The following is a 26,680-nucleotide window of genomic DNA, read 5'->3' as shown; positions in this document are numbered from 1 at the left end:
ATTAACACCAGCCTTTCTGTTGGTGAAGATCCAATATTTGTGCTAACTGACCTTTGAGTTCTAAACGTGGGATAATTTGATCAATAAACCCATGTTGCAAAAGAAACTCTGCTTTTTGGAAATCTTCCGGCAATTGTTGGCGGATCGTTTGTTCGATCACACGACGGCCAGCAAAACCGACTAATGTTTGCGGTTCAGCTAAAATAATGTCGCCTTCCATCGCAAAACTAGCTGTGACACCGCCAGTTGTTGGATCAGTTAAGACAGTGATGTAAAGTAATCCGGCGTTACTGTGACGTTTGACCGCAGCAGAAATTTTTGCCATTTGCATCAAAGAAAAAATCCCTTCTTGCATTCTAGCTCCGCCAGAAGCAGTAAACAATACCACTGGTAGCTGCTGTTGCGTTGCTTTTTCAAAAAGCCGAGTAATTTTCTCCCCGACAACAGTCCCCATACTCCCCATGATAAAGTTGGCATCCATGACACCAATCGCGATTGGCTGATCAGCAATCGTAGCCAAACCAGTAATAACGGCTTCATCTAATCCTGTCTTCTCACGCATCGTATCTATTTTTGCTAGATAATCGGGGAAATTGATTGGATTTTTTTCCTCTAAATCATTATCCCAATCAACAAAACTTTTTTCATCTATTGTTAGTGCCAAGCGTTCCCAAGCACTGATCCGAAAACTGTATCCGCAATGAGGGCAGACTTTTTCTGCACCCATTTCTTTTTTGTAGAGTGTTCGTTTACAATTCGGGCACTTCGCCCACATGTCATCAGGCACAGTCGGCTTCGTTGTTGGCATGTTATCACGGTTAGGATTGATCCGAATGTAGTTTTTTTTCTTGTTAAAAAGTCCCACCTATATTCCTCCTACTCGCTTTGTTGCCACTCTGGTAAAAATGTTGTTTGTAAGAAACTTGTATCGTAATCTCCTGCTAAAACATTTGGATGACTGATCAAATCCATTTGAAAATCAACATTTGTGATCACGCCTTCTGAAACGAATTCACTTAGCGCTCGTTGCATCTTCATCAAGGCATCCAAACGATCATCTCCATGAACGATAATTTTAGCGATCATTGAATCATAAAATGGCGGAATCGTTACCCCACTGTACATCGCACTATCCACTCGTAAGCCTAAGCCACCGCTAGGTAAAAGGAGGGTCTTAATTTTACCAGGAGACGGAGCAAAGTTGAATGCTGGATTTTCAGCATTGATTCGACATTCGATTGAATGACCTTGGAAAGTCACGTCAGATTGTTTTAATCCTAACGGCTCACCTGCGGCAATATTGATTTGTTTTTTTACAATATCGATTCCTGTTACCATTTCCGTAATTGGATGTTCGACTTGAATTCGGGTATTCATCTCCATGAAATAAAAATTTCCCGCCTCATCACGTAAAAATTCGATCGTACCGGCACTTTCATAATTCACAGCTTTTCCTGCTTTGACCGCGATATCCCCTAACATATTCCGTGTTTCATCATCGATCACAACAGAAGGTGATTCTTCTAATACTTTTTGATTGTTTCGTTGTAAAGAACAGTCACGTTCGCCTAAATGGATCACGTTTCCATGCTGATCTCCTAAAATTTGGACTTCGATATGACGTGCTGGGTAAATAATTTTTTCTAAATACATTGCATCGTCACCAAAAGCTGCTTTAGCTTCTGACTTAGCAGATAAAAAATTCTTTTCTAATTCATCTTTATTAGGAACTTTTCGAATCCCTTTTCCGCCACCGCCTGCCGCTGCTTTTAGCATGACAGGGTAACCAATTTCATCTGCTAAAGCTTCTGCTTCAGCTAATGTATCAATCGCTCCATCACTACCAGGAATCACAGGTACACCAGCTTTTTGCATCAATTGGCGCGCATGAATTTTATTTCCCATCGCATCGATGGTCTCTTCACTAGGACCAATAAATTTAATATTACATTCCGCACACATCGTCGCAAACAAACTATTTTCTGATAGAAAGCCAAATCCAGGATGAATAGCTTCTGCATTTGTTACGATCGCTGCGCTTAAGATAGCCTGCATATTTAAATAAGAATCTGTCGAACGAGCGGGTCCGATACAGATCGCTTCATCCGCCATTTCTGTGTGTAACGCTTCTTTATCCGCTTCCGAATAGACGGCAACTGTCAAAATTCCTAATTCACGACAAGCACGAATGATTCGAACAGCGATTTCGCCACGGTTGGCGATCAATATTTTTGAGAACATAGACATCTATCCAATCATAAAAGTTAGTTCTGCTTCGGCAACTTTTTTACCATCGACATAAGCGATGCCTTTTCCGCAACCAGCTGAAGAACGAACTTTTGTTAATTCTACTTCTAAAACTAATGTATCGCCAGGTACTACTTTTTTGCGGAATTTTGCTTTGTCAATTCCACCAAAGTAGGCTGTTTTTCCTTTGAATTCATCCATTGATAATAGTGCAACTGCACCAGCTTGAGCCATTGCCTCAACGATTAAAACACCCGGCATTACTGGTTCGTGTGGGAAATGTCCTTGGAAAAATGGTTCGTTAACTGAAACATTTTTCTTCGCTTTGATCGATTTACCTGGTTCTAACTCTTCCACACGGTCAATCAATAGCATTGGGTAACGGTGGGGAATGATTTCTTTGATTTCTTCAATCGTTAACATATTTACGCTCCTTGTGTATGAAAAAATTTTGTTCAAACAATCCTAATTGCTGTAGTTACTCAACTAATTCGGAAGAGTGGTTGACCAAATTCAACAACATCTTCATTTTCTACTAGGATTTCAGTGACCGTTCCTTCAAAATCACTTGTGATTTCATTCAGCAATTTCATTGCTTCAATGATGCAGACTGTATCACCTTTTTTGACCATTTCTCCAACCGCTTTAAACGCTGATTGTTCTGGTGAAGGTTGCAAATAAACGATCCCAACGATTGGAGATGTGATTACTTGGCCCTCTACAACAGGTTCAGCAACTGAAGCTGATTCTGCGACAGCACTCGGTGCCACTGTTGTCGACACGGGAGGTACTGACACTGATTCACCAATCGTTTCTGTTTGAACTGGTGTTGCTTGGCGACTCGTTTGATTTTTATTCATATATAATTCAAAACTGCCTTCACGTAAATCGAATTCTGTAAGGCTTGAATCATTGAATTGATTCAATAGTTCTTTAACTTCGTTGATTTCCATTATTATGCCTCCCAGCGTTTCAAGCAGATCACTGCATTGTGTCCGCCAAAACCTAGAGAGTTACTTACGGCGTAATTCACTTGAGTTTCTTTTGCTTCGTTCACAACAACATTTGCTTCGATTTCAGGATCTACTTCTTTGACATTTGCAGTTGGTGGAATAAATTGGTGTTGCAACGCCATTAAAGAGGCAACTGCTTCGACCCCACCAGCACCACCTAATAAATGTCCGGTTAATGATTTTGTGCTGCTGACATAAGCATTGTCAGTTAAGGCTGCTTTGATAGCTTTACTTTCTGCTTTGTCATTTGCTTGGGTACTTGTTCCGTGAGCATTTACATAATTAACTTCAGCAGGATCAATCCCAGCTTCTTTGACAGCTTCTTTGATGGCACGAGCAGCACCTTCGCCATCTGGTGATGGTGATGTCATATGGTAAGCATCGCAAGTAGCGCCGTAACCGACGACTTCACCTAAAATAGTTGCGCCGCGTTTTTGAGCATGTTCTAACGATTCAAGAACTAAGACACCGGCACCTTCACCCATTACGAATCCATTACGCTCTTTATCAAAAGGAATAGAAGCACGAGCCGGATCTTCAGAAGTACTTAAAGCTGTTAATGCCGCAAAGCCTGAAATCCCAATCTTATTGATACAAGATTCAGCCCCACCTGCAATAATCACATCAGAATACCCATGCTTGATATTTCGGAAAGCTTCGCCGATTGAATGTGTACCACTGGCACATGCGGTAACAGTACTAGTACAAATACCTTTCGCGCCGATTCTTAAAGCAACATTCCCGGCTGCCATATTCACGATTGCTAATGGCACGAACATTGGCGATACTCGAGCCGGGCCTTTTTTGTCCATTTTGATCACTTGATCTTGGATTGTTCCTAGACCACCAACGCCTGATCCAATCATTACACCAAAACGTTCCATGTCTTCTTCTTCTGTATTGATACCGCTCATTTCTAACGCTTCTAACGCTGAGTAGATCGCATATAAAGAATAAGTTTCCATTCTTTTGGTATCTTTTTTTACGAAATATTTTTCTAATGGAAAATCTGTTATTTCCCCAACGACACTGATGCCTGTTTCACTCGCATCAAACCGTGTGATTGGACCTAAACCATGATTTCCTTCTTTTAAGTTGTTTAAAAATGTTTCTTCATCATTACCAATTGGTGATGCAACACCAAATCCTGTAATTACGACACGATTCATTTTTTTACTTCCTTTCTTTACATGACCATTCCGCCATCAACATTTAATACTTGTCCTGTAATGTAATTGTTTTGAGCTAGGAACAATGCGGCGTTTGCTACATCTTCAACACGACCAAAACTTTTAAGCGGAATTTGTCCTTCCATCTGTTCTTTAACTTTATCATTTAATTCATTGGTCATATCTGTTTTGATAAATCCTGGTGCTAAGGCATTACAAGTGATCCCGCGAGGAGCAACTTCTCTAGCTACTGCCTTTGTAAATCCGATCACACCAGCTTTGCTGGCTGCATAATTACTTTGACCTACGTTACCGATCAAGCCAACAACGCTAGAAAGATTGATGATTACGCCCGCGCGTTTCTTCATCATTTGTTTCAATACTTGTTGTGTCATATTGAATGTTCCTTTTAAATTGATATCTAAAACGGCATCAAATTCTTCTGGTTTCATTCGTAAAAGTAATTTATCATTCGTAATACCGGCATTATTGATCAAAATATCGACTGTCCCTAAGGTTGTCTCGCATTCTTTGATCATCTTTCCGGCATCCTCAAATGAACTGATATCACCGCAAATACTGATGCACTTTACGCCAAACGACTCAATTTCTGCAATTTTTTCTTGTGGAATTTCTTTTCGTCCATTCAATACGATATTTGCTCCAGCTTGTGCAAAAGCTTGTGCGATGCCCCAACCAATTCCCCGGCTGCTTCCAGTGATAAAAACGGTCTTATTTGTTAATTCCATTCGGACCTCCTACTTAGTATTCTCAGATTCTAAAAAGCTGATTGTTTCAGTCAATGTTTGTTTATCTTCTACTCGACTAGTCGCTAATCCGCGATCGATTTTTTTGATAAAACCAGTCAATGTTTTGCCTGGACCGATTTCAACAAAATTTGAAACACCTAACTCTTTTAGCGTCACAATGCTATCGCTGAAACGAACCGGTGACATGACTTGTTTTGTTAATAGGGAAACGATAGCTGATTGTTCCATGACAGTGGCCGTCGTATTTGAAATAACTGGAACAGTCATTTCTTTAAACGTAATCGTAGCTAATACTTCATTCAAGCGTTTACTTGCTGGTGCTAGTAAAGCCGTATGAAATGGCCCGCTGACATTTAATGGAATCATTCGTTTTGTTCCAGCAGCCTTTAATAATTCTTCCGCTTTTTCGACTGCGGCTACTTCACCGCCAATCACGATCTGTTGTGGAGTATTATAATTAGCTGGTGATACAATACCTAGATCAGAAGCCTGCTTGCAGCACTCTTCGATCACAGCTGCATCAGTATTCAATACAGCAACCATCTTACCGCTGCCTGTCGGCGCTGCTTCACTCATAAATTGCCCACGTTGATGAACTAGTTGAACAGCATCGCTAAACGACAATGCTCCAGATGCAACTAAGGCTGTATATTCCCCTAGACTTAAACCAGCGACTGCATCTGCTTGAAATCCTTTAGCTTGTAATATTCTTAAGAACGCTGTACTAACTGTCAAAATAGCTGGCTGCGTATATTTTGTTTCATTCAACTGGTTATTTTCTTCAAAACATAGTTCTTCCATTGAAAATCCAAGTAAATCACTGGCTTCTTCAAACGTTTCTTTTACAATTTTTTCTTGTTGAAATAATTCTTTTCCCATTCCAACATATTGAGCGCCCTGCCCACTGAACAAGAATGCTGTTTTCATGATTTTCTCCTAATAACAGGAAAGGCCAGGCCTGATGCCTAGCCTTTTCCTAAAAATTTTATTGATTAAGCGTTTTGTTGTTTTTCAACGTATTCAACTAAATCTTTAACAGTTGCGATACCGTCTTCTGTTTCGATTTTCACATCGAATTCATCTTCGATTTCGTTGATGATTTGGAATAAATCCAAGCTATCTGCTTCTAAGTCTTCTTGGATGTTAGTATCTAATTTTACTTCTTCTTTCTCTACTCCTAGTTCTTCCACGATAATGTCTTGAATTTTTTCGAATGTCATAAGTTGTTTCCTCCGATAATTTTAAAATTTAATTTTTATATTTTTAACAAAACTTACAGCTGGATCAATAGGTTTCCCCATGCTAATCCACCGCCGTAGCCTGTCAATACCACTTTTTGTTTTCCATTTAAAGATAAGATGCCCGCTTCAATCAATTCATCCAATAAAATTGGAATACTTGCTGCGGATGTATTGCCGTAGTTCATTAAATTCATTGGGAACTTTTCAATCGGCTCATCCATCTTGCGTGCAATTTTTTCAATGATTCGTTTATTAGCTTGATGCAGTAAATAATAGTCTACTGATTCATCACCGATAAATTCTTTCAAACTTTTTGTTACATCGTTTAAGGCAAAGTTCCAAATTCCTCGACCATCCATTGATAAAGACGGATTTACTTCTGAGTTGGCACAAAATGGATTTTTATTTTGGCGATAACCAGCAGTTAACGAAGTTGCTCTTTCGCCATCTGCACGCAACATTTGTTTCATAATAGATGCTTGTTCACTCGCTTCTAATAAGACACCTGCTGCACCATCACCAAACAATACTGCTGAAGAACGATCATCCCAATCTAATAACTTAGATGTTTTTTCCCCACCGATCACAAGACCACGTTTCATCCCGCTACGAATAAAATTCTCAGCTGTTGCTAAGGCGTAAACAAAACCTGCACACGCCGCTGTGATATCAAATGCCATTGCTCGACTCGCCCCGATCATTCCTTGGACTTGGCAAGCAACTGACGGAGACGTGTAATCCGGAGACATCGTAGCCACGATCACAAAATCTAAATCAATTGGATCTAATTTGCTTTTAGTCATCAATTTTTCCGCAACTTTAAAACACATATCAGAAGTATTTTCAGCTTCTGCTATGCGACGCTGCCGAATCCCAGTTCGTGACTGGATCCACTCATCAGATGTTTCCATCCATTGAGCCAGATCGTCATTTGTTACGATTTTTTCTGGAAGATAGCGGGCAGTTGCGGTTATTTTTCCGAAACTCATTATTTGATCTCCTCTAAATAATTATAAAGATTGACTAATGCTTTCAAGAAAACTTCTTGTTCAGCCGTATCCAAATCTTTGATGGCACTTTTCACCATTTCATGATGGAAGTGCTGATGGATTCGAAATACTAGACGCCCCTGTTTTGTCAATCCTAGCTTTACAACGCGACGATCATCTTCGCTGCGAATACGCTCTACATAACCTTTTTTAACTAATCGGTTGATCGATGTCGTAAGTGTTCCGACCGTGACAAGTAGTTCTCGTGCCACTTCAGTCGTCGTTTTCTTCTTATACATCCCGATCGCATCAATCGTATGCATTTCTGTGATCGTTAAATCGCTGAATTGCGATTTCTTTAGTTCGTTTTCTTCAATCGATAAAACATCATTGAAGATTGAAACTAAATAGGTATTTAATTCTTCCCAGTTTCTTTCCATGTCCTCACCTAATTAGTTTGATTATCAAATCATTTGATGTTCAAACTATATCTTATTTTTTTTCTGAATGCAACAACATTTTTTCAATTAACTAAAAATTAATGATTAGTACCTTGTTTGAATTATTTAGATTATAAAAATTTACTTTGGCTATCAAATTAATTACATAAAAAAAGTCGCTGATAGCGACTTTTAAAGTTTTATATATATCGATTATTTAGAGTAATTATCATAGCGGTTAATACCACTAATAAACAAATAGATAAAATCATATTGATTTTTTTATTTGAAACAATCAATATTTTTTCTTTGCTCGAAAATAATGGTACCATTAACAAACTCCCAGGGATAAAATAGCGCCCTTGGATTCCTTCAATCGCATCTTCGCGTCCTACTTTATTCCAAATTTGATATAATGCAAAAAAAGTCAGGATAATATAAACAGCAATTGTTATCAGTAAAATCAAACGTTGAAAAAGCTGTAATGAGTTATCTTCTATTTGACTCACTAAACAACCTATAGTAAGGGTAATAAAGTAAAGAACTACCCAATGCCAACCAAGAGGGGTATCTAACCATCCAAAAATCCCAACGAAAGAATAGACAACGCCATCTCCTTTTGCTCCAAAAAAATAATTCCCAAACAGATTGCTAAAAAAGATTCCAGGATTTTTTAAAAAAGCCAAAACTTGATTCTTCGGATCCGCAAAATCACGATAAACTAATTGTTGGTCTATCATCAAATGATTCCAAAGAAGATAAAACGAAATACACGTTAAAAATATTCCTACTCCCCAGAAAATTTTTCTTTTTATATCGAATTTATTATTAGGAATCATAAAGAACAACAAACCCAATACGATCATCGTCGGTTTCATCAGAACTAGACTAACAAGTAAAATTCCACTAAAAAATAGTTTTATATTTGTAATTTCCTTACTTTGATACAGATTCATCATCCATGATACAAAGAAAAAACCACCCGCCATAATCATTCCATCACCGGAAACAGAGGCACTCAAAAATAATGCCATAGGATTTAATCCCAGGATGACAGCACCCCATTTTGAAAAAGGAAACATTTTGATAGCAAGAAAGACAATCGTAATATACGTCACTAGATTGAACACACGTGCCAAATAATACTGCCAAATAATCGGTTTTTGAATAATTCTTCCAACCCAGATTCCTATTACTTGAGGGATATAGTTAATGAACGAATAATTTGTGATCCCACCAGTCCCAATAAATACTTTTTCAGTTTCAAAAGTTTCATCTGTTTGATAAGGATATTTCGCTTGTTTTCCCAAAGTTGCATTTGCATAATCATTCATTTTTTGAATCTCATTCGAAACCTTAAACCCATATTCTCCCCAAGTTTTTCTATTATTTTTGTTTGTTTCATTTGTTCTTGGTTTTGGTCGAATATCAAAATGAGCAAAAGATTCGGCTTTTACATAATGTCCAATCTCATCAGGTGCTTGTAATGGTGGTACACATTTTATAATCAGTCCACCAAATATAACTGAAAAAACCAAAAAAAATTTCAAAGGATATGGTAATCTTCGCAAAGTTTTCAATACTTCTAAACAGCCCTGTTTCATTTTCCCCCTCATAAACCCTCCCAATGTATCCTAATGACCAAATTATACTACGAAAATAGTAAAAAAAATATCCTAGCCAAACTAAACACCCTAATAAAAAATATTTTTGACAAAAAAATAAGCGGGAAACCCGCTTATTAGACATTTCGATGCATTGGAATTGTATTATTGTTTGGATGAACCAATAAGTATTGGATGACATCGATATTACTTGCTTGGAACGAAGCCGCACAGGCCTGTAGGTAAAGATCCCACATCCGATAAAAGTCTTCACCTTTTTGGGCGATGACTGTTTCTCCTACTTGATGGAAGTTTTTAGTCCAATGTTCCAATGTTAATTGATAATCACGACGCAAACTTTCTAAATCAAGCAACTGCAAATTATTTTCTGTGATATGACCCACCAATTCAGTCACACCTGGAATGTAGCCACCCGGGAAAATATATTGGTTGATCCACGCATTTTTAGCACCACCTTGTTGACGCGTGATTCCATGAATCAAGGCTGTACCGTTGGGCGCTAAATGATTTTCAACAACTTTAAAGTATTCTTGTAGATTTTCTGCACCTACGTGCTCAAACATACCGACACTTGTGATATGATCAAATGTTTCTTTCAAATCACGATAATCCATTAATTCTACAGAAACAGTATCTTCTAAATGTTCCGCTTGGATAATTTCTTGAATATGATGGTATTGCTCTTCACTTAAAGTGATTCCCTTAGCTTTTACACCATATTCTTTGGCAGCAGTCAAGATCAATGTTCCCCATCCACAACCGATATCTAGTAATGTTTCACCTGGTTGAATAAATAATTTATCTAAAATATGATGTACTTTATTGATTTGAGCTTGTTCTAATGTATCTTCTGGTGTTTCAAAATAAGCACATGAATACGTTAATGTACGATCTAGCCACATTTCATAAAAATCATTTCCTAAGTCGTAGTGACTATGGATATCATGAGCAGATTGTTTTTTTGTATGTTTTTCTTTTGGCATCCATTTTTTGAAATTACTATTATGGAAAAAGCCATTTGCTTGATTATAAATATCATAAATCAAAGCTTGGATATTGCCTTCAATTTCAATTTTCTTTTCCATATAGGCTTCGCCAAGTGCTAAAGAAGCATTGTTCAACAAATCCTTTACTGGAATCTTTTCATTAAAAATAATTTTAAAGACGGTATCGCCTTCGGTATTGCCATATTCTTTAACAGAGCCATCCCAAAAAGTTACTTGCGTTTTTTGAGAAAACGATGGTTTAAATAATTGATTGTATACTTCTTTATCTAACATATTATCCCTCCATAGGATATTCTGTTCCTAAAAAGAGATAAGTTCAAAAGAAAAACTAACCATTTGAAAAAAAAATAGTCAATTCTCATTAAATTTTCATTAAAATTGCATGTAACCCCTTAACTAAAGGCAAAAAAAAAATAAAACGGGAAAACCCGTTTTATTGAATCAAATCATAAATTTCCATTGCAACGATATCAATATTGTCAAATTGATATGATTGTTTGCTGTCGCTTTCAGTAAGCTCGAATGTTTCTGTTGTATTATCATAAGTTACAGTACATTTTTCAACGCCTTCTTTTTCAAAGCGACGTAATTGTACTTCATTATCAGTTGATTCAGTCATTGCTTCTAAGCGTTTAATAATGGCAACTAATTGTGAGTGTTTCATCTAGATGCCCCCCTTCTTCTCAATTCTGTCTTATTGTATCAAATAAGACCGTCACTTGCATTGATTTTCATCAATTAATTTATGAATTTTTTGCTAAATCTAACTTAAGTTTACGCCCACCACAATTTGATCAACGCTTGAGTCCCGTCATTTTCAAATCCTTCAGCTGCTAAACGTTCATAAAGTTCCGTTGCAAGTTTTGTTGCAGGTAGATCCAGCTGCAGCTTTTCTGCTTCGTCTAACGCTATTTTCAAGTCTTTGATAAAGTGTTTAACGAAAAATCCTGGTGTATAATCCTCTTTTAAAATACGAGGAGCATAATTATCCATCGACCAGTTTTGTGCTGCTCCACCGCCTAAAGTCTCTAATACTTTAGGTATATTTAATTTTGCTGCTTTCGCATACACTAGCATCTCTGTCATACCAGTCATTGCGCCGGCAATCATAATTTGATTTGCCATTTTTGTATGTTGTCCCGCACCAGCAGCACCCTGCAGTGAATAACTTTTTCCCATGATTTCAAACAACGGGACTACTTTATCATACGTTGTTTGATCACCACCGACCATGATCGTTAACGTTCCATTTTTAGCACCTAAATCACCTCCAGAAACCGGAGCATCCAAAGCTTCAGCGCCCTTTTCTTTAGCTGTTTGATCAATTCTTTGGGCTAACGTTGGGGTTGAGGTCGTCAAGTCAATCAATATTTTCTTTGTTACATCAACAGAGAAAATTCCTTCAGCTCCATAAAAAATTTCTTCTACATCACTAGGATAACCAACCATTGAAAAAATAATTTCACTGGCAGATGCCACTTTAGCAGGTGTATCTTGCCATACCGCTCCTTGTTCTACTAATTCGTCGGTCTTGCTTTTAGTGCGATTATAAACAGATACTTGATGTTTTGCAGCTAAAAAGTGTTTAACGATCGATTTTCCCATGACACCGGTTCCGATAAATCCTATCTTCATTCTACTAACCTCCAAAATAAAAAATAATCCATCTCCAGTATACATGAAGAGATGGATTTCAGCTTTATTTATCCTCGCTGTTTTTCAAAGAATTGATCCGCACTCTTACTTTGCGAACGGTTCTTTTAGGTAATTTTTCCGATGAAGGTGCTTTAACGTAGCTTCCAATCAATTCTTGATAGAAATCCAAGACATCTTCACCAAAACGATCTGCCGAAATTTCAAGTAATTTTGCTTTTTGGACTTCGGAATCCAACAAAATTTGTTGATGGATATAATCAACTAATGTTTCACTGAAATCTTCATCTTTTTCGAAAGTAACACCTAGAGAATCATCATCGAAGAGTTCATTCAAGTAATCATTTCCTTCTACAACACATTGTGTCCCTGAAGCAATTGCCTCAGCGTAAGTGAGCCCTTGTGTTTCTGACGTAGAAGCACTTACGAAATAATCTGCTGAGTGATAATAACAAGTGACTTCATCATGAGGCACTTCTCCAGCAAATTGAACATATTCATCGATGCCTAATTCATGCGACATGGCTTTCAATTCTTCGCAGTAGGGTCCTTTACCGACGATCACTAAGCGTGCATTGGGAAGATTCATCAAGACTTCTGGAAATTGTTTGATGATCACTTGAATATTCTTTTCATAAGAAATTCGACTTAAGGATAAAATCATCAATTGATCTGCGTGGATCCCTAAACGTTCCCGTAACTTCTCAGTATCCTCTTTTGTAATATCTGGGCGGACAAAACCGTTGACTTCGATCCCCGTAGGAATGATTCGCATCGGAACATCGACTTCATACCGCTTCATCGTATCTACTACTCGCTTACTGGGACAAATCACACCAGATGAGTGATTAACAAACATCTTGATAAAATGTTTGACGTGAGTCGGACGGACGACTTTTCCATTTGCAATATAGTGAAGATAATCTTCATACATCGTATGGTACGTGTGCACTACGGGAATTTTCAGGCGATTCGCCACTAGTTTTCCTAAAAATCCCGAGCCAAACTCTGTATGAGTATGGATGATATCCAATTCTAATTCTTTTGCGATCTGATAGGCAAAAAATAGACCACGAACGACGATTCTACGATCTTTAAAAGATACAAACGGTACACTCGGCATCCGAACGATATCTTTTTCGAATTCGTCTGCTTCTGGATCAGTCGTAGTAAATATATAAACTTCATGACCTCTTGACTCCAACTGATTTTTTAATGTTTTGATTGATGTGGATACCCCGCTGACTTGGGGGAAATAAGTGTCTGTAAAAAAACCGATTCGCACGTTTATTCCTCCGAACTATTTTACAACTTTTGCGTACATTTGATGGTCATAAGGGACATCCAATACCGCTTGGTAGACCGATTCTAACTCTTTACCAATTTGATTGATACTTTTCGATTGAGCTGTTCGAAAACCTTCCATTGAAAGATTCGGTAATCGATGATTGACTAACTCGCGGATCAATTCGCTAAATGTTTGATTGTCTTCCGCCATATAGCAGTTTTTCCGATCTGCCATCCATCCTTCATAAACCGGGATATTCCTCAATAATACTTGTTGCTGACTAGCTAAAGCTTCAAGTACAACGATTCCTTCTGTCTCTTCATAAGACGGGAAAAAGAATAAATCTGCTCCTGAATAAGCCCCTTCTATTAAGTCTCCATCGATATACCCTGGGAATATAACATTATCAGGATGATCCTTTTTTACAATTTTGCGAATATTAGCTGGTATCGAAGCCATCGGTACATCGCCAAACCAAATAAATATATATTCCGGCAATTTTTTAGCAATTTCTACAAAATCCAGAATCCCTTTTCGTTCGAAAAACAATCCTACACAAATAATTACTTTTTGTGTTTTTGACAAACCAAAATATTTTCGAAAAGCTGTTTCTTTTCGTTCATCAGGATAATATCGCTTCAAATCGATGCCGTTTGAGATTGCAGCAATTGGTTGTTTCAATCCGTAATTGCGCAGCAATTTTTTCGAATAAGGAGTCGGTGTAATCAAATGGTCAGCTTGCTGATACAGACTTACTAACCATTTTTTTACTAATGGAGCTAATTGATTCGAACCGATAAAAGAATTGCGAAAATCTTCTTCTGTAGAATGAGCATGATAAATAACCTTCTTACCCATCCTTTTAGCTTTATTAACCAGTAATAAACTTTTTGGCCCATAAGTATTTATATGTAAGATATCATAGTCAGTCGACTTAGGATCTAAGGTGTAGTCGATCCCTACCGATGCTAACGCTCTTTTTTGATGACTAAGAGCTCTCCCAATGCCGGACTTTCCAATAACATTTTGTCCTTCGAAATAAAGTAAAACTTTCATACTGCACTACGCCTCCTCAAAAACAAGTCAATTATATCACAAGCATCTGCTTAATTTCTCCATCTATAGTATGAGTTTAACATACCGAATGATATTAATTTAATTAAAAACAAAAAAACCGTGGCTATCAAGCCACGGTCTAAAAAGAATTATTTTACATATTCTGCAACTAATTCTTGTACTTCTTCCATTGTGTCGCATTCTTTCAACGCTTTGTCAGCTAATTCAGCCATTTTAGTCGTTGTTAGACGTTTCATCAAACTACGTGTTCTAAGAACAGATGTTGCACTCATAGAGAACTCATCTAATCCCATACCCATTAATAATGGAACCGCTGTTTGATCGCCGGCCATTTCGCCACACATACCAGCCCATTTGCCTTCAGCGTGAGCGGCATCGATTACGTTTTTAATCAAACGTAAGATTGATGGGTTGTATGGTTGGTAAAGATAAGAAACGCGTTCATTCATACGGTCAGCTGCCATTGTGTATTGGATCAAATCATTTGTTCCAATACTGAAGAAATCGACTTCTTTAGCAAATTTATCAGCTAATACTGCTGCTGCAGGAATTTCGATCATGATTCCGACTTGGATCGTATCTGAAACTTCTACGCCTTCTTTGACTAATTTTTCTTTTTCTTCATTAAATAATTGTTTAGCTGAACGGAATTCTTTCAATGTGGCTACCATTGGGAACATGATACGTAAGTTTCCGTGAACAGAAGCACGCAACAAAGCACGTAACTGTGTACGGAACATGTCGTCACCTAATTCAGATAGGCTGATACGTAATGCACGGTAACCTAAGAAAGGATTCATTTCATGAGGTAATGTTAAGTATGGTAATTCTTTGTCTCCACCGATATCCATCGTACGAACAACAACTGGTTTGCCATCCATGCCTTCCAATACAGCTTTATAAGCTTCATATTGATCGTCTTCTGTAGGGAAATCTGGTGAATCCATGTATAAGAATTCAGTACGGTATAAACCGATTGCTTCCGCGCCATTGTTATGAACACCTTCTAAATCTTTCGGTGTACCAATGTTTGCAGCTAATTCAAAATGCTTGCCATCAGCCGTAACTGTTTCAGCATCTTTCAATTTATCCCATTCTGCTTTTTGTGTAGCGTAAGCTTCGCCGGCTTTTTTGTATTCAGCCGCTTGATCATCAGTTGGGTTAACGATCGTTTCACCGATAATTCCGTTAACTGCTAATACATCGCCTTCTTTAACTTTAGAAGTGATTTCTTTCGTACCAACGATTGCAGGGATTTCTAATGAACGAGCCATGATTGCTGAGTGAGACGTACGTCCACCGATATCGGTTACAAATGCTTTTACAAAGTTTTTATCTAATTGTGCTGTGTCACTTGGAGTCAAGTCATGTGCTACAACGATAACTTCTTCGTCGATCATTGATGGATCAGGTAATGAAACACCTAATAGATGTGCTAATACACGTTTGGTCACGTCGCGGATATCCGCAGCGCGTTCTTGCATATAAGCGTTATCATCCATCGCCTCGAACATACCGATGTACATGTCTGTAACTTCTTTAAGTGCGCTTTCAGCATTCACTTTATTATCATTAATATGTTGTTTGATTTGACCAATCATTTCTGGATCTGAAAGAACCATTAAATGAGCATCAAAAACTTGTGCTTCTGCTTCGCCTAAACTTTTTGCTGCTTTATCCCGAATTTTTTCTAATTCAGCAGAAGAAGCCGCCAAAGCGTCGTCAAGACGCTTTTCTTCGGCAGCCGTATCTTCTACATTGTTTTTCTTGAAAGATAAATCCGGTTGTACTAGCAGATAAGCTTTAGCAACGGCAACTCCGTCACTAGCGGCAATACCTTTTAGTAATTCAACCATTATTCAGATAATCCTTCCTTTTTCATTGTTTCTTCGATAGCTTCGATAGCTTCTTTTTCGTCAGCACCTTCAGCAGAGATAACAACGTCAGATCCTTGGCCAACACCTAAAGACATAACGCCCATGATTGATTTTAGGTTAACTGATTTTCCTTTATACTCTAAGTTGATATCAGAGTTAAATTTGCTTGCAGCTTGCACTAATAAAGTTGCGGGACGTGCATGAATCCCCGTTTCTGCTACTACGTGAAAATCTTTTTTTTCCATATTGACCGTTCTCCTTTATAAAAAGTTGTTTTTTTATGTTAGGGGTCAGAATAATAATCGACATTATTTTGCGCCCTTCATTTCCTAAGATTACCATTTTTTTACGCTAGATACAACAATTTTAGACGAATATTCGTCGCTTGTTGAATCCCCTTTCTTAAAATATCTAGACTGAATCACTTAGTTATTGATTTATCTGGTTTTCATTTTTTTTCCATAACATAAAAAAATAGAAAAAATCAGATAATTATTTTTAGCACTCTCTATTAACAAGTGCTAAAAACTAAGACAAACTGTTTGCATTTATCAAAAATCTCGCTATAATTATCTATAGGTCAGTGATAGTCAAAAAACTGACTAGCGTTTCTTTTTACGTGAAACGCCTACTCGATGTACAATGGAAGAAATAATCAACTATTGAAAGGGTGAAACGAATGCTTTGCCAAAATTGCCATGAAAATGAAGCAACGATTCATTTATACGCAAATGTTAATGGACAACGAAAGCAGTTAGATTATTGTCAAAACTGCTATCAAAAATTGAAGAATCAAGCTGGAGGTGCACCGCAAATGGCTGGAAATGATCCTTTTGGTTTCGGAAGTTTAGATGATTTGTTCCGCTCAATGTCGCAACAAATGCAACAACGACAAGGCGCAGCAGATCAAACTCCACCAACTCAATTCGGTGGTGGAAATGGAAATAATCAACCCCCTCGTGGAAACGGTGGATTATTAGATGAATATGGTATCAATATTACTGGGCTTGCTCGTGAAGGAAATATTGATCCTGTTGTTGGACGTGACGATGAGATCCAACGGGTAATCGAAATTTTGAATCGTCGAACAAAAAACAACCCTGTTTTAATCGGAGAACCTGGTGTTGGTAAGACAGCAGTTGTTGAAGGATTAGCGCAAAAAATCGTCGATGGCGATGTTCCACAAAAATTAATGGATAAAGAAGTCATTCGTTTAGATGTTGCTTCGCTTGTTCAGGGTACTGGGATCCGTGGTCAATTTGAAGAACGAATGCAAAAATTGATCGAAGAAATTCGTCAAGCAGAAAATATTATTTTGTTTATTGATGAAGTCCATGAAATTGTTGGGGCTGGTTCTGCTGGCGATGGAAACATGGATGCAGGGAATATTTTAAAACCTGCATTAGCACGCGGCGAATTGCAAATGGTCGGTGCTACTACCTTAAATGAGTATCGAATCATTGAAAAAGATGCGGCGTTAGAACGTCGGATGCAACCCGTGCGCGTTGAAGAACCTTCTGTCCAAGAAACGATCGCAATCTTAAAAGGTTTACAACCTCGTTATGAAGATTATCATCATGTAAAATACACAGATGAAGCAATTCGTTCAGCTGCTGAGCTTTCAAACCGCTACATCCAAGATCGCTTCCTACCGGATAAAGCAATCGATTTATTAGATGAAACTGGTTCAAAGAAAAACTTAACAATCCAAATCGTTGATCCTAAAACAATCGATAAAAAATTAGCTGAAGCAGAACAACAAAAATCTCAAGCCTCACAAGAGGAAGATTTTGAAAAGGCAGCATATTATCGCGACCAAATCAACAAATTACAAAAAATGAAAGATCGTCAAATCACTGATGAAGAAACGCCTATCATCACTGAAAAAGACATGGAGCAAATCGTTGAAAAACGCACAGGTATCCCTGTCGGTGAACTGAAAGAAAAAGAACAGACACAATTGAAAAATCTTGCTGTTGATTTGAAACAACATGTGATTGGTCAAGATGAAGCAGTCGATAAAGTAGCCAAATCTATTCGCCGAAATCGTGTAGGATTAAATAAGAAAAACCGTCCGATTGGATCATTCTTATTTGTTGGACCTACAGGGGTCGGTAAAACAGAATTAGCACGTCAATTAGCAGAAGAATTATTCGGCTCAAGCGACTCTATGATTCGTTTTGATATGAGTGAATATATGGAAAAACATAGTGTTTCTAAATTGATCGGTTCGCCTCCAGGCTATGTGGGTTATGAAGAAGCTGGTCAATTAACTGAACAAGTTCGTCGTCATCCATATAGCTTGATTTTATTAGATGAAATCGAAAAAGCTCATCCTGATGTATTGCACATGTTTTTACAAATTCTTGATGATGGCCGTTTGACGGACTCCCAAGGTCGAACAGTCAGCTTTAAAGATACAATTATTATTATGACTAGCAATGCCGGTACTGGAAAAATTGAAGCAAATGTCGGCTTTGGCGCTGCTCGAGACGGTGTAACTCGCTCTGTTTTAGGCCAATTAAAAGACTTTTTCGCGCCTGAATTCTTGAATCGTTTTGATGCAATCGTTGAATTTAGTGCATTGTCGAAAGATAATTTGATGAATATTGTTTCGTTAATGTTAGATGATGTCAACGAAATGTTGGCAGCTCAAAAATTACACATTGATGTTCCCGAAAATGTTAAAGAAAAATTGGTCGATTTGGGTTACGATCCAGCAATGGGAGCCCGACCACTTCGCCGTACGATCCAAGAAAATATTGAAGATGGTATTGCTGAATTTTATCTAGATCATCCAACAATCACTGATCTTAAAGCTAAATTAGACAAGGAAGATCACATCATCATTACTTCTAAACCAGAACGCTTAGCAAAAGAAAACAAAGAATAAAGAGAAAGGTTCCCAAAATTATGGGAACCTTTTTTATAAATTATTTGGTTCAAACTTCTTTTATGAGCAAAATTTTTCTTTTTTCTCGTTTTCTTTTATATAATTACTATACAAATAATTTTTTGAAGGAAGGTGTTTCGCTATGAAATTAATCAATGTGACCAATAGCCATTCTAAAATGGTTTATAATCAACTAAACAATACGGATGCCAACATGATCAAAGTATACACGATTGGAAATACGACGGTGATTTATACTGATGCGACTAAACATGCCGAAATTGTTATCAAAAATGACAATCGAAACATTTTGCCAAATGAAATCGATTTCGTACATAAATACTTTCAACGCAAATTAAATGATGGAACATATGATTTTGAACATATCTCTTATTTAGAATCCCCTGGACTAATTGAAATGTCTATCGTAAAAAAATAGCTGAGGCAAAAGCCTCAGCTATTTTTTCATTTTTTTAGCTAGGATTGGTAACTGTAATAAACCTGTAAATGAGAGTATTTCAATCCATTGGATCACTGGAACTCCTGCACCTGTATAAGTCATCATGAAAAGTTCCTTACGATCTGGGGCCCAAGAACAGAACCAAGAAACACCAATTAAGAAAATCAAATACGTCAGCGTCAAACCAACAATTAGTAATAGTAATCCTCTAAATGTAATCAATTGGGATTTGGAAAAAAGGCTACCTGCTAAAATAATCCCTATCCCTAAAACATTTATTATTAACCAAACAGGTAATAATTTTTGGTACAAGCGAATAATTGTATTAGATAGCTTAGCAGTCAATGTTACTTTTATTGGTGCTTTATTTTGTTCATTTACGTCACGCCAGTTATTATCGAAAGAGTATTTCAATATTTCCTCAGCCTCAGCAATATCTTTTTTAAGACCTAACGTTTGATCAGAACCTTGACTGTAATCCTCATAAAGTAAATTATATGCTAGACCTGTACGCATAAATTCTCCAATTAAAGGTAAATCTTTTAAAACTTTACCATCACCAGTAGCATTTAAATAGATTTCTTTTTTCTTTTCCAATTTACCATTGGCATAAGCCTCAGATAACTCAGTATTTACTTTTTGCCAAAAGACTTCTGTTTTTTTTGCATTTTTATAGTAACCTGCTTGAGCGGCTGCATCTCTTAACGCCCAAAAGATAATATCTCCTGCGATTTCTTCTCCACCTGACCAAGGGCTGCCATTGTAAATCCAATCAATATTTTTTGAAATTGATTTCAACGTAGGTGATACTTTCTCAGCTTTTTTCAAAGCTTCTTTTGAGACCCAAATCGTTGCATTTGTTTGATTTAAATTTGTACCATCATCCATACGAATCAATTGCTTTGAAACATCCTTAAAAGATCCACCAGTGCGATCATTAACTATTGAAACACCGTAATACTGATTGTTTAAACTTTGCAATATTTTAGTGGTAGTAAATAAAAATATAAAGGGCAGTAAACATAGAAATAATTTGATCACTTTTTGCTTTGTAAGTACCAGATTGCTAAAAAAAGATTGCCATTCTTTTAACCTAAAGGATTTTATCGTATCAAAGAATACAGCTCCAGCAATAATTAGTAAACCGACAAAAACGAATGGCAGAATCCACAAAGAATCTTCTCTGATATACCAAAAAAATGGAAATGAAAATGCCAACCCAGTACTCCAACAAGCAAATATTTTTACGCGTGTGTCTCGTCTAAAATACAGACCTACTAAACATCCTATAACTAAACAAACAGCAGGTATAACTAATGGATTACGATAAATTCTAGTGCTATATTCACTTGTAAAACCAACTGGTGAAAACAAGAAGAAAGTATAGATAAATACTAATATCCACCGATTTCTTATCAACGGCTTTAAAGCAAAAGCAGACACACTACTCGCTAAGATATTGAATAGACCTAAAAAAACTCCATATGAAATATGAAGTTTATTGGCCCAAACCATAAAGAGAGCATAAGAAATTCCTTTTGATAGGGTCGTTGTTGAGTAGCCTCCTAACCAATTACCTGACAGTATACTTTTACTATACCGCACAAATAATTGATCGTCATATCCAGCATACATATTAACAAAATAAGGCGCCTTAGCACTAAGAACCAAACGTAAAATAGTTAAACTGAACACCACAGTAATTAAAAATACTTTACTAGGTTGATCTAATATTTTTTTCAAATATGCTGTTACACTATTTTTTTTCTTCTGCATTAAGGCTACCTTCTTATAGTTATTTACATCAAACTTTTTAGTTCTACTTCTGGATATTTATCTGCAAACCAACGCATCGCAAATTGATTTTCAAATAAGAACAATGGTTGATCAAAACGGTCCTTAGCCAAAATATTTCGGCTTGAGCTCATGCGTTCGTCTAATTGTTCTGGATTGATCCAACGAGCGATTTTATTGCCCATTGGTGTCATCACTACTTCGGCATTGTATTCATTCAACATCCGGTATTGGAAGACTTCAAATTGCAATTGACCGACGGCACCGATGATATATTCATCTGTCAAATATGTTTTATATAATTGAATCGCGCCTTCTTGAACCAATTGATAGATACCTTTATGGAATGATTTTTGTTTCATTACATTTTTAGCAGTAACTTTCATAAATAGTTCTGGTGTGAATGATGGTAATTCTTCATATGCGACTTTCAATTTTCCTTCATATAAAGTATCACCGATTTGATAATTCCCTGTATCATAAACCCCAATAATATCGCCGGCGACAGCCTCTTCAACATTTTCACGGGCATCGGCCATGAATTGTGTGACATTGCTCAATTTCATTTTCTTGCCGGTACGTCCTAAAGTAACATCCATTCCACGTTCAAAAGTACCTGAACATACTCGAACAAACGCGATTCGATCGCGATGATTCGGATTCATGTTGGCTTGGATCTTGAAGACAAAACCAGAAAATTCTTCTTCATAAGGTGAAACAGCTTCTTCGTCAATTGTTTTATGAGCATGTGGTTTTGGTGCTAAATCAACAAATGATTCTAAGAATGTTTCTACTCCAAAGTTAGTCAAAGCTGAACCAAAGAAAACCGGTGTTTGATCGCCACGGCTGATTTTTTCTAAATCAAATTGATCGCCTGCTTCGCGGACCAATTCTACTTCGCCAAGCACATCTTCATAAATTGATTTTTCTTTTAATGGATGATCGCCTGCGATTTCTCCATTTGTTAATTTAACATAGCGCTCGCCTTCATATTGTTCTGGACGGTAAAATTCAATCCGTTCATTATAGATATCATAAATCCCTTCTAAACCCTTACCCATTCCAATTGGCCAATTCATTGGATAAGATTCAATCGCTAATAGTTCTTCCAATTCTTCTAACAATTCTAGCGGTTCACGACCATCACGGTCTAGTTTATTGATAAAAGTAAAAATCGGGATTCCTCGACGCTTTACAACTTGGAAAAGCTTTTTCGTTTGTGCTTCAATCCCTTTTGCACTATCGATAACCATTACTGCACTATCCACTGCCATCAAGGTTCGATACGTATCTTCAGAGAAGTCCTCATGTCCAGGAGTATCCAAAATATTAACTCGTTTATCATCAAAATCAAATTGCATCACTGAGCTGGTAACAGAGATTCCACGTTGCTTTTCAATATCCATCCAGTCAGACTTGGCAAAGTTACCGGTTTTTTTACCTTTAACCGTACCAGCTTGGCGAATCGCTCCACCGAATAGTAAAAGTTGTTCAGTAATCGTAGTTTTACCAGCATCCGGATGGGAAATAATAGCAAAGGTACGACGACTGTCCACTTGTTGTTTTAAATTAGGATTGTTCATTTTCTTGCTCCATTCATCTATATCTAATATCATAAAATTTCAACCCAATCAGTATATCATGGAACACTCTCTGTTGGAAAGTTGAATCAATTTTCTGATAGAGTCTTTAGCACTTTTTAGGTTAGATAAAAGAAAACATCCTGCTAAAGCAGAATGTTTTCTTTTAAGCTTATTAACGACGGGGTTCATCGTCTTCAAATTCTTTGGTAAACAAACGGCGTTCTTCTTCTGGTTCCGCCATTTCAGCATCGTCAGGGTGGAAAATAGCACGAATCATTAAGACACGAGAACCTTCCATCTCTTCTGAAATCAAAGTGATATTATCAACATCAAAAGATAGCTTTTCGCCTTCATCAGGGATCGTTCCTAATGCCGTGATCAAATAACCAGCCATTGTATCAACATCACTCATATGAAGACTCGTTTCAAATTCTTCATTGAATTCATCAATCAACATTTTACCATTGATCAAAAATTCATTCTCACCGACTTTTTCATATAACTTTTCGATCTCATCAGATTCATCATCGATTTCGCCGACAATTTCTTCTAATAAATCTTCTAATGTAACCAAACCGACCATACCGCCATACTCGTCCAGCAAAATCGACATTTGGTTTTGCGTTTTTTTCAATTCATATAATAGATCATCAATAAAAATCGTCTCAGGAACAAACAATGGTTCTTGTAAGATTTTTTGCAAGTTTACATTTTCAAAGCCAAACTGACGAGCGGCCTTTAACAATGTTTTTGTATGCAAAATCCCAACAATTTTATCTTTATCTTCATCATAAACTGGAATTCTTGAATAGCTTTCACTTAAGATTTCATCAATATTTTCTAAGACAGAATCATTGATATCGATCATGAATGAATCAGTCCGAGGAACCATTACTTCACGTGCTACCTTCGTGTCTAAAGAAAACACACCTTGCAGCATCTCGATTTCATCATTGTCCAATACGCCTTCATTTTCCAACATATAGCGCATTTCATCACGAGTCATTTTTGTATCTTCGTCGTCAAATGTCATTGGTGTCAATCTGGCTAAAAGATTGGTCGAAGCCGTTAACAACCAAACAAAGGGTTTCGTGATGATTCCTAAAGTTCTAACCACACCTGAAGTAAATTGTGCTACTTCTTCGGTTTTGGTCATAGCAATTCGTTTTGGATATAATTCACCAAATACAATCGAAACATAGGTCAACAAAAGCATTACAATCACAGTTGAGATCGTCTTAGCAGCTGCGCTCCCACCTAGCAATGGCGCCAATTGGGCAGATAAACTATCTGCTAACGAAGCTCCTGATAAAATATTGACTAACGTAATCCCTACTTGGATCGTTGATAAAAAATTATTGGGATTTTGAAGAACCGCTAATAATTTTTTAGATTTAAGATTACCTTCTTCTGCTTTTTGTTCTACTCGGTTTTTATTGACCGACACCACCGCAATTTCAGCCGCAGCTAAAAATCCGTTGATTAACGTTAAAACTACCAATAAACCTGATTGGAGTAATAACGACTGACTATCGGGGTCAGCATTCATAATTGCATTCGCTCCTTAATTTAAAGTGTAAAAAAAGTGGCACAAAGGCCACAGTAAAATCCTATCACATCAGTTGTTCTATTGCAATCTTTTAAACAATTATAGAAAATAGTCCGTACTTAACTAAGAAATTCTTGTTCCCGTTCTTCTTGCTTACTTTGTTTGAAAATTTTAATAATAAAAATCACGATCGTACGTAAAATTGCATATACTGGAACACCTAAAAAGACGCCTAAGATACCCGCTAAATTTCCAGCAACTAATAAAATTAAAATGATCGTCAATGGATGGATATTTAAAGATTTTCCGATCACATTTGGGTAGATCACATTGCCATCAACTTGTTGAACAACCAAAACAACTAAAATACATAACAACGCTCGTGTTGGTGAATCAAAGAACGTGTAAATCAGTGCCGGTGCCAAACCTAGATAGGGCCCTAAATAAGGAATCAAATTAGTTAATCCAGCAATCACGCCGAATAGAAAAGCATATTCCACACCGATCAATAAATAGCCTAAAAAGGTGAATGTACCGACAAACAAACATTCGATCGCTTGTCCGCTGATATAGTCAGACAACGTTTTATTCAATTGTTTCAATAAATCATTGATATTGCCTCGTTGTCTTTCAGGAAAGACACGCTCAATATTTGGAACCAATTTATCTCCATCTTTTAGCATATAGAAGAGAATAAACGGCACGGTAATCAATAATAAAACGACTGTCGTAATTTTCCCAATAAATGAACCTAACCCATTGGTTAGCCCACCTAAAAATTGTTGTAACAAATCACCAGCTGAAACATCTAGATTATTGATATATTTATCAACGTCTAATTCTTTGAACAATGGAAAATGTGTCGCTTTATCTGCTGTTTCTTGCAACCACGTTTGCATATTATCAATGAAGCCTGGAATATTTTTTGCTAGTGAAACAAGCTGTTCTACTAGATTAGGAATGATACTCATGAAAATCAAAATGATGATACCGATCAATAAGATAAAAATGAGAGCAATTGCCAACAGGCGTTTCATCCCAAACTTCATTAATAAATTCACTAATGGATTCAATAGATAATACAAAAATCCAGCAATCAAGATTGGTGCAAATAGTGTGGTAAAAAATGTGCCAATGGGTTTAAAAACAAAATCAATTTTTGACGAAACTAGGATAAACGTCGCAATGATCAATATTTCAATCGACCAAAACATTAATTTTGAATTTTTTATTTTTTCAAACATTCATCTACTCCTTTTTTTCAATTTAGTTTATAGTATACATCATGTGAAGAAAAATCCCCTTTAGGAAGGTGTCATTATGAAAATTTTAATCACTAAAGATACGATGAGCGAAATCTATCTCGATGCTGTTCGGATTCGGCAAAAAGTTTTTGTTCAAGAACAAGGTGTTCCATCAAATCTAGAAATCGATGGCAACGAAGCTTATGCTGTCCACTTTGTTTTATATACCGATGACAAACAAGCGGCAGCGACCGTTCGTCTATTGCCTTTAGATGAAAAAACATTCAAGCTCCAACGGATGGCTGTTCTTAAAGCTTATCGCGGTCAAAATTTAGGCGCCGCAATCGTGGAAGAAGCCGAGCTTTTTGCTAAGCAACATCAGTTTAAAACAATCGAACTTGGCGCACAGCTGAGCGCAGAAAAATTTTATCAAAAACTAGGCTACAACGCCTATGGCGAAATTTTTCAAGATGCCGGTATCGATCATATCCATATGAAAAAAGAATTTTAGTTTGCTTTTATCTTAAAAACATAATATTTATCAATACAAAAAGACTCGAGATGAATAAAACCATCTTGAGTCTTTTGTTCTCTACTTATACTTATTCTCAACATTAATATTCGTTTCTATATATGGTGTTAGTATCAAATCTTAGACAACTTTTCGTAGAGACAGAAATAAATTAAACTTATCTACGAGAGGATGGATTTTATGACCCGATACGAAGAAAATTTCAAACAGATGATTGTTGAGCTGAATC

General features: G+C 36.9%; 25 protein-coding genes. 3 read left to right on the top strand and 22 right to left on the bottom strand.

Annotation, left to right across the window (positions count from 1 at the left end):
* Position 1 precedes the first annotated feature (1 nt).
* The 18 genes from accD to ACKTSC_RS05165 all read right to left on the bottom strand — a co-directional run bounded on the left by accD (position 2) and on the right by ACKTSC_RS05165 (position 16,641).
* Positions 2-865 (bottom strand): acetyl-CoA carboxylase, carboxyltransferase subunit beta, encoded by an 864-nt coding sequence (gene accD / locus ACKTSC_RS05250; RefSeq protein WP_407857036.1) that lies wholly within the window; start codon positions 863-865, stop codon positions 2-4.
* Positions 866-876: 11 nt separating this feature from the next.
* The gene (locus ACKTSC_RS05245) at positions 877-2,241 is read right to left on the bottom strand and encodes an acetyl-CoA carboxylase biotin carboxylase subunit (RefSeq protein ID WP_407857035.1); all 1,365 of its coding nucleotides are present in this window, start codon (positions 2,239-2,241) and stop codon (positions 877-879) included.
* A gap of 6 nt (positions 2,242-2,247) precedes the next feature.
* Positions 2,248-2,670, bottom strand: a complete 423-nt coding sequence (gene fabZ, locus ACKTSC_RS05240; protein ID WP_010746010.1) for a 3-hydroxyacyl-ACP dehydratase FabZ — start codon at positions 2,668-2,670, stop codon at positions 2,248-2,250.
* A 59-nt stretch (positions 2,671-2,729) separates the two neighbouring features.
* Positions 2,730-3,200 carry an acetyl-CoA carboxylase biotin carboxyl carrier protein gene (gene accB / locus ACKTSC_RS05235; RefSeq protein ID WP_407855947.1) on the bottom strand — a complete coding sequence of 157 codons (471 nt, stop codon included), beginning with the start codon at positions 3,198-3,200 and terminating at the stop codon, positions 2,730-2,732.
* Between the two features lie 2 nt (positions 3,201-3,202).
* A complete protein-coding gene (fabF, locus tag ACKTSC_RS05230; protein WP_332580376.1) occupies positions 3,203-4,429 on the bottom strand; it encodes a beta-ketoacyl-ACP synthase II in 1,227 nt (408 codons plus the stop codon).
* A gap of 17 nt (positions 4,430-4,446) precedes the next feature.
* On the bottom strand, positions 4,447-5,178 hold the full coding sequence (gene fabG, locus ACKTSC_RS05225; RefSeq protein WP_407857034.1) for a 3-oxoacyl-[acyl-carrier-protein] reductase: 732 nt from the start codon (positions 5,176-5,178) through the stop codon (positions 4,447-4,449).
* A gap of 9 nt (positions 5,179-5,187) precedes the next feature.
* Complete coding sequence (gene fabD, locus ACKTSC_RS05220; protein ID WP_332580378.1) at positions 5,188-6,126, bottom strand: ACP S-malonyltransferase; 939 nt, start codon at positions 6,124-6,126, stop codon at positions 5,188-5,190.
* 65 nt (positions 6,127-6,191) lie between these two features.
* Entirely contained in the window at positions 6,192-6,419 is a 228-nt protein-coding gene (locus ACKTSC_RS05215) for an acyl carrier protein (RefSeq protein ID WP_332580379.1), read from the bottom strand.
* 53 nt (positions 6,420-6,472) lie between these two features.
* Positions 6,473-7,432 (bottom strand): beta-ketoacyl-ACP synthase III, encoded by a 960-nt coding sequence (locus tag ACKTSC_RS05210; protein WP_407857115.1) that lies wholly within the window; start codon positions 7,430-7,432, stop codon positions 6,473-6,475.
* Positions 7,429-7,869 (bottom strand): fatty acid biosynthesis transcriptional regulator FabT, encoded by a 441-nt coding sequence (gene fabT / locus ACKTSC_RS05205; RefSeq protein WP_332580380.1) that lies wholly within the window; start codon positions 7,867-7,869, stop codon positions 7,429-7,431. Before fabT ends, ACKTSC_RS05210 begins: the two co-directional genes overlap by 4 nt.
* A gap of 200 nt (positions 7,870-8,069) precedes the next feature.
* A complete protein-coding gene (locus ACKTSC_RS05200) occupies positions 8,070-9,449 on the bottom strand; it encodes a DUF2142 domain-containing protein (RefSeq protein WP_407857033.1) in 1,380 nt (459 codons plus the stop codon).
* Positions 9,450-9,610: 161 nt separating this feature from the next.
* Positions 9,611-10,774: a cyclopropane-fatty-acyl-phospholipid synthase family protein gene (locus ACKTSC_RS05195; protein WP_332580381.1), complete on the bottom strand. Its 1,164-nt coding sequence runs from the start codon at positions 10,772-10,774 to the stop codon at positions 9,611-9,613.
* 160 nt (positions 10,775-10,934) lie between these two features.
* Positions 10,935-11,165 (bottom strand): YkuJ family protein, encoded by a 231-nt coding sequence (locus tag ACKTSC_RS05190; protein WP_010740403.1) that lies wholly within the window; start codon positions 11,163-11,165, stop codon positions 10,935-10,937.
* Between the two features lie 110 nt (positions 11,166-11,275).
* Positions 11,276-12,181: an NAD(P)-dependent oxidoreductase gene (locus tag ACKTSC_RS05185; RefSeq protein ID WP_407857032.1), complete on the bottom strand. Its 906-nt coding sequence runs from the start codon at positions 12,179-12,181 to the stop codon at positions 11,276-11,278.
* Between the two features lie 19 nt (positions 12,182-12,200).
* Entirely contained in the window at positions 12,201-13,439 is a 1,239-nt protein-coding gene (locus ACKTSC_RS05180) for a glycosyltransferase family 4 protein (RefSeq protein ID WP_407857031.1), read from the bottom strand.
* Between the two features lie 15 nt (positions 13,440-13,454).
* Entirely contained in the window at positions 13,455-14,498 is a 1,044-nt protein-coding gene (locus ACKTSC_RS05175; protein WP_407857030.1) for an LTA glycolipid anchor biosynthesis glycosyltransferase, IagA/BgsA family, read from the bottom strand.
* A 149-nt stretch (positions 14,499-14,647) separates the two neighbouring features.
* Positions 14,648-16,375: a phosphoenolpyruvate--protein phosphotransferase gene (gene ptsP / locus ACKTSC_RS05170; protein ID WP_407855941.1), complete on the bottom strand. Its 1,728-nt coding sequence runs from the start codon at positions 16,373-16,375 to the stop codon at positions 14,648-14,650.
* Complete coding sequence (locus ACKTSC_RS05165) at positions 16,375-16,641, bottom strand: phosphocarrier protein HPr (protein WP_071858253.1); 267 nt, start codon at positions 16,639-16,641, stop codon at positions 16,375-16,377. Before ACKTSC_RS05165 ends, ptsP begins: the two co-directional genes overlap by 1 nt.
* Positions 16,642-17,075: 434 nt before the next feature.
* Between ACKTSC_RS05165 and ACKTSC_RS05160 the strand changes: the two genes are divergently transcribed.
* Positions 17,076-19,289 carry an ATP-dependent Clp protease ATP-binding subunit gene (locus tag ACKTSC_RS05160; RefSeq protein ID WP_332653375.1) on the top strand — a complete coding sequence of 738 codons (2,214 nt, stop codon included), beginning with the start codon at positions 17,076-17,078 and terminating at the stop codon, positions 19,287-19,289.
* A 142-nt stretch (positions 19,290-19,431) separates the two neighbouring features.
* Positions 19,432-19,728 carry a DUF1827 family protein gene (locus tag ACKTSC_RS05155; RefSeq protein WP_407857029.1) on the top strand — a complete coding sequence of 99 codons (297 nt, stop codon included), beginning with the start codon at positions 19,432-19,434 and terminating at the stop codon, positions 19,726-19,728.
* Between the two features lie 18 nt (positions 19,729-19,746).
* On the opposite strand, the gene ACKTSC_RS05150 is transcribed toward ACKTSC_RS05155, so the two are convergent.
* The 4 genes from ACKTSC_RS05150 to ACKTSC_RS05135 form a co-directional block, all read right to left on the bottom strand.
* Positions 19,747-21,525, bottom strand: a complete 1,779-nt coding sequence (locus ACKTSC_RS05150; RefSeq protein ID WP_407857028.1) for a hypothetical protein — start codon at positions 21,523-21,525, stop codon at positions 19,747-19,749.
* A gap of 23 nt (positions 21,526-21,548) precedes the next feature.
* The gene (locus ACKTSC_RS05145; RefSeq protein WP_332580389.1) at positions 21,549-23,126 is read right to left on the bottom strand and encodes a peptide chain release factor 3; all 1,578 of its coding nucleotides are present in this window, start codon (positions 23,124-23,126) and stop codon (positions 21,549-21,551) included.
* Between the two features lie 172 nt (positions 23,127-23,298).
* On the bottom strand, positions 23,299-24,675 hold the full coding sequence (locus ACKTSC_RS05140) for a hemolysin family protein (RefSeq protein WP_332653372.1): 1,377 nt from the start codon (positions 24,673-24,675) through the stop codon (positions 23,299-23,301).
* A gap of 119 nt (positions 24,676-24,794) precedes the next feature.
* Positions 24,795-25,919: an AI-2E family transporter gene (locus ACKTSC_RS05135; protein ID WP_332580391.1), complete on the bottom strand. Its 1,125-nt coding sequence runs from the start codon at positions 25,917-25,919 to the stop codon at positions 24,795-24,797.
* A gap of 76 nt (positions 25,920-25,995) precedes the next feature.
* Between ACKTSC_RS05135 and ACKTSC_RS05130 the strand changes: the two genes are divergently transcribed.
* Positions 25,996-26,430 carry a GNAT family N-acetyltransferase gene (locus tag ACKTSC_RS05130; RefSeq protein ID WP_407855938.1) on the top strand — a complete coding sequence of 145 codons (435 nt, stop codon included), beginning with the start codon at positions 25,996-25,998 and terminating at the stop codon, positions 26,428-26,430.
* The last annotated feature ends 250 nt before the right edge of the window (positions 26,431-26,680 follow it).

Origin of the sequence: Enterococcus hailinensis (assembly GCF_045862035.1) — a bacterium.
GTDB classification, from domain to species: Bacteria; Bacillota; Bacilli; order Lactobacillales; family Enterococcaceae; genus Enterococcus_A; species Enterococcus_A hailinensis.
The sequence above is the reverse complement of the archived record's forward strand: the minus strand, read 5'-3'. Positions and strand labels throughout refer to the sequence as shown.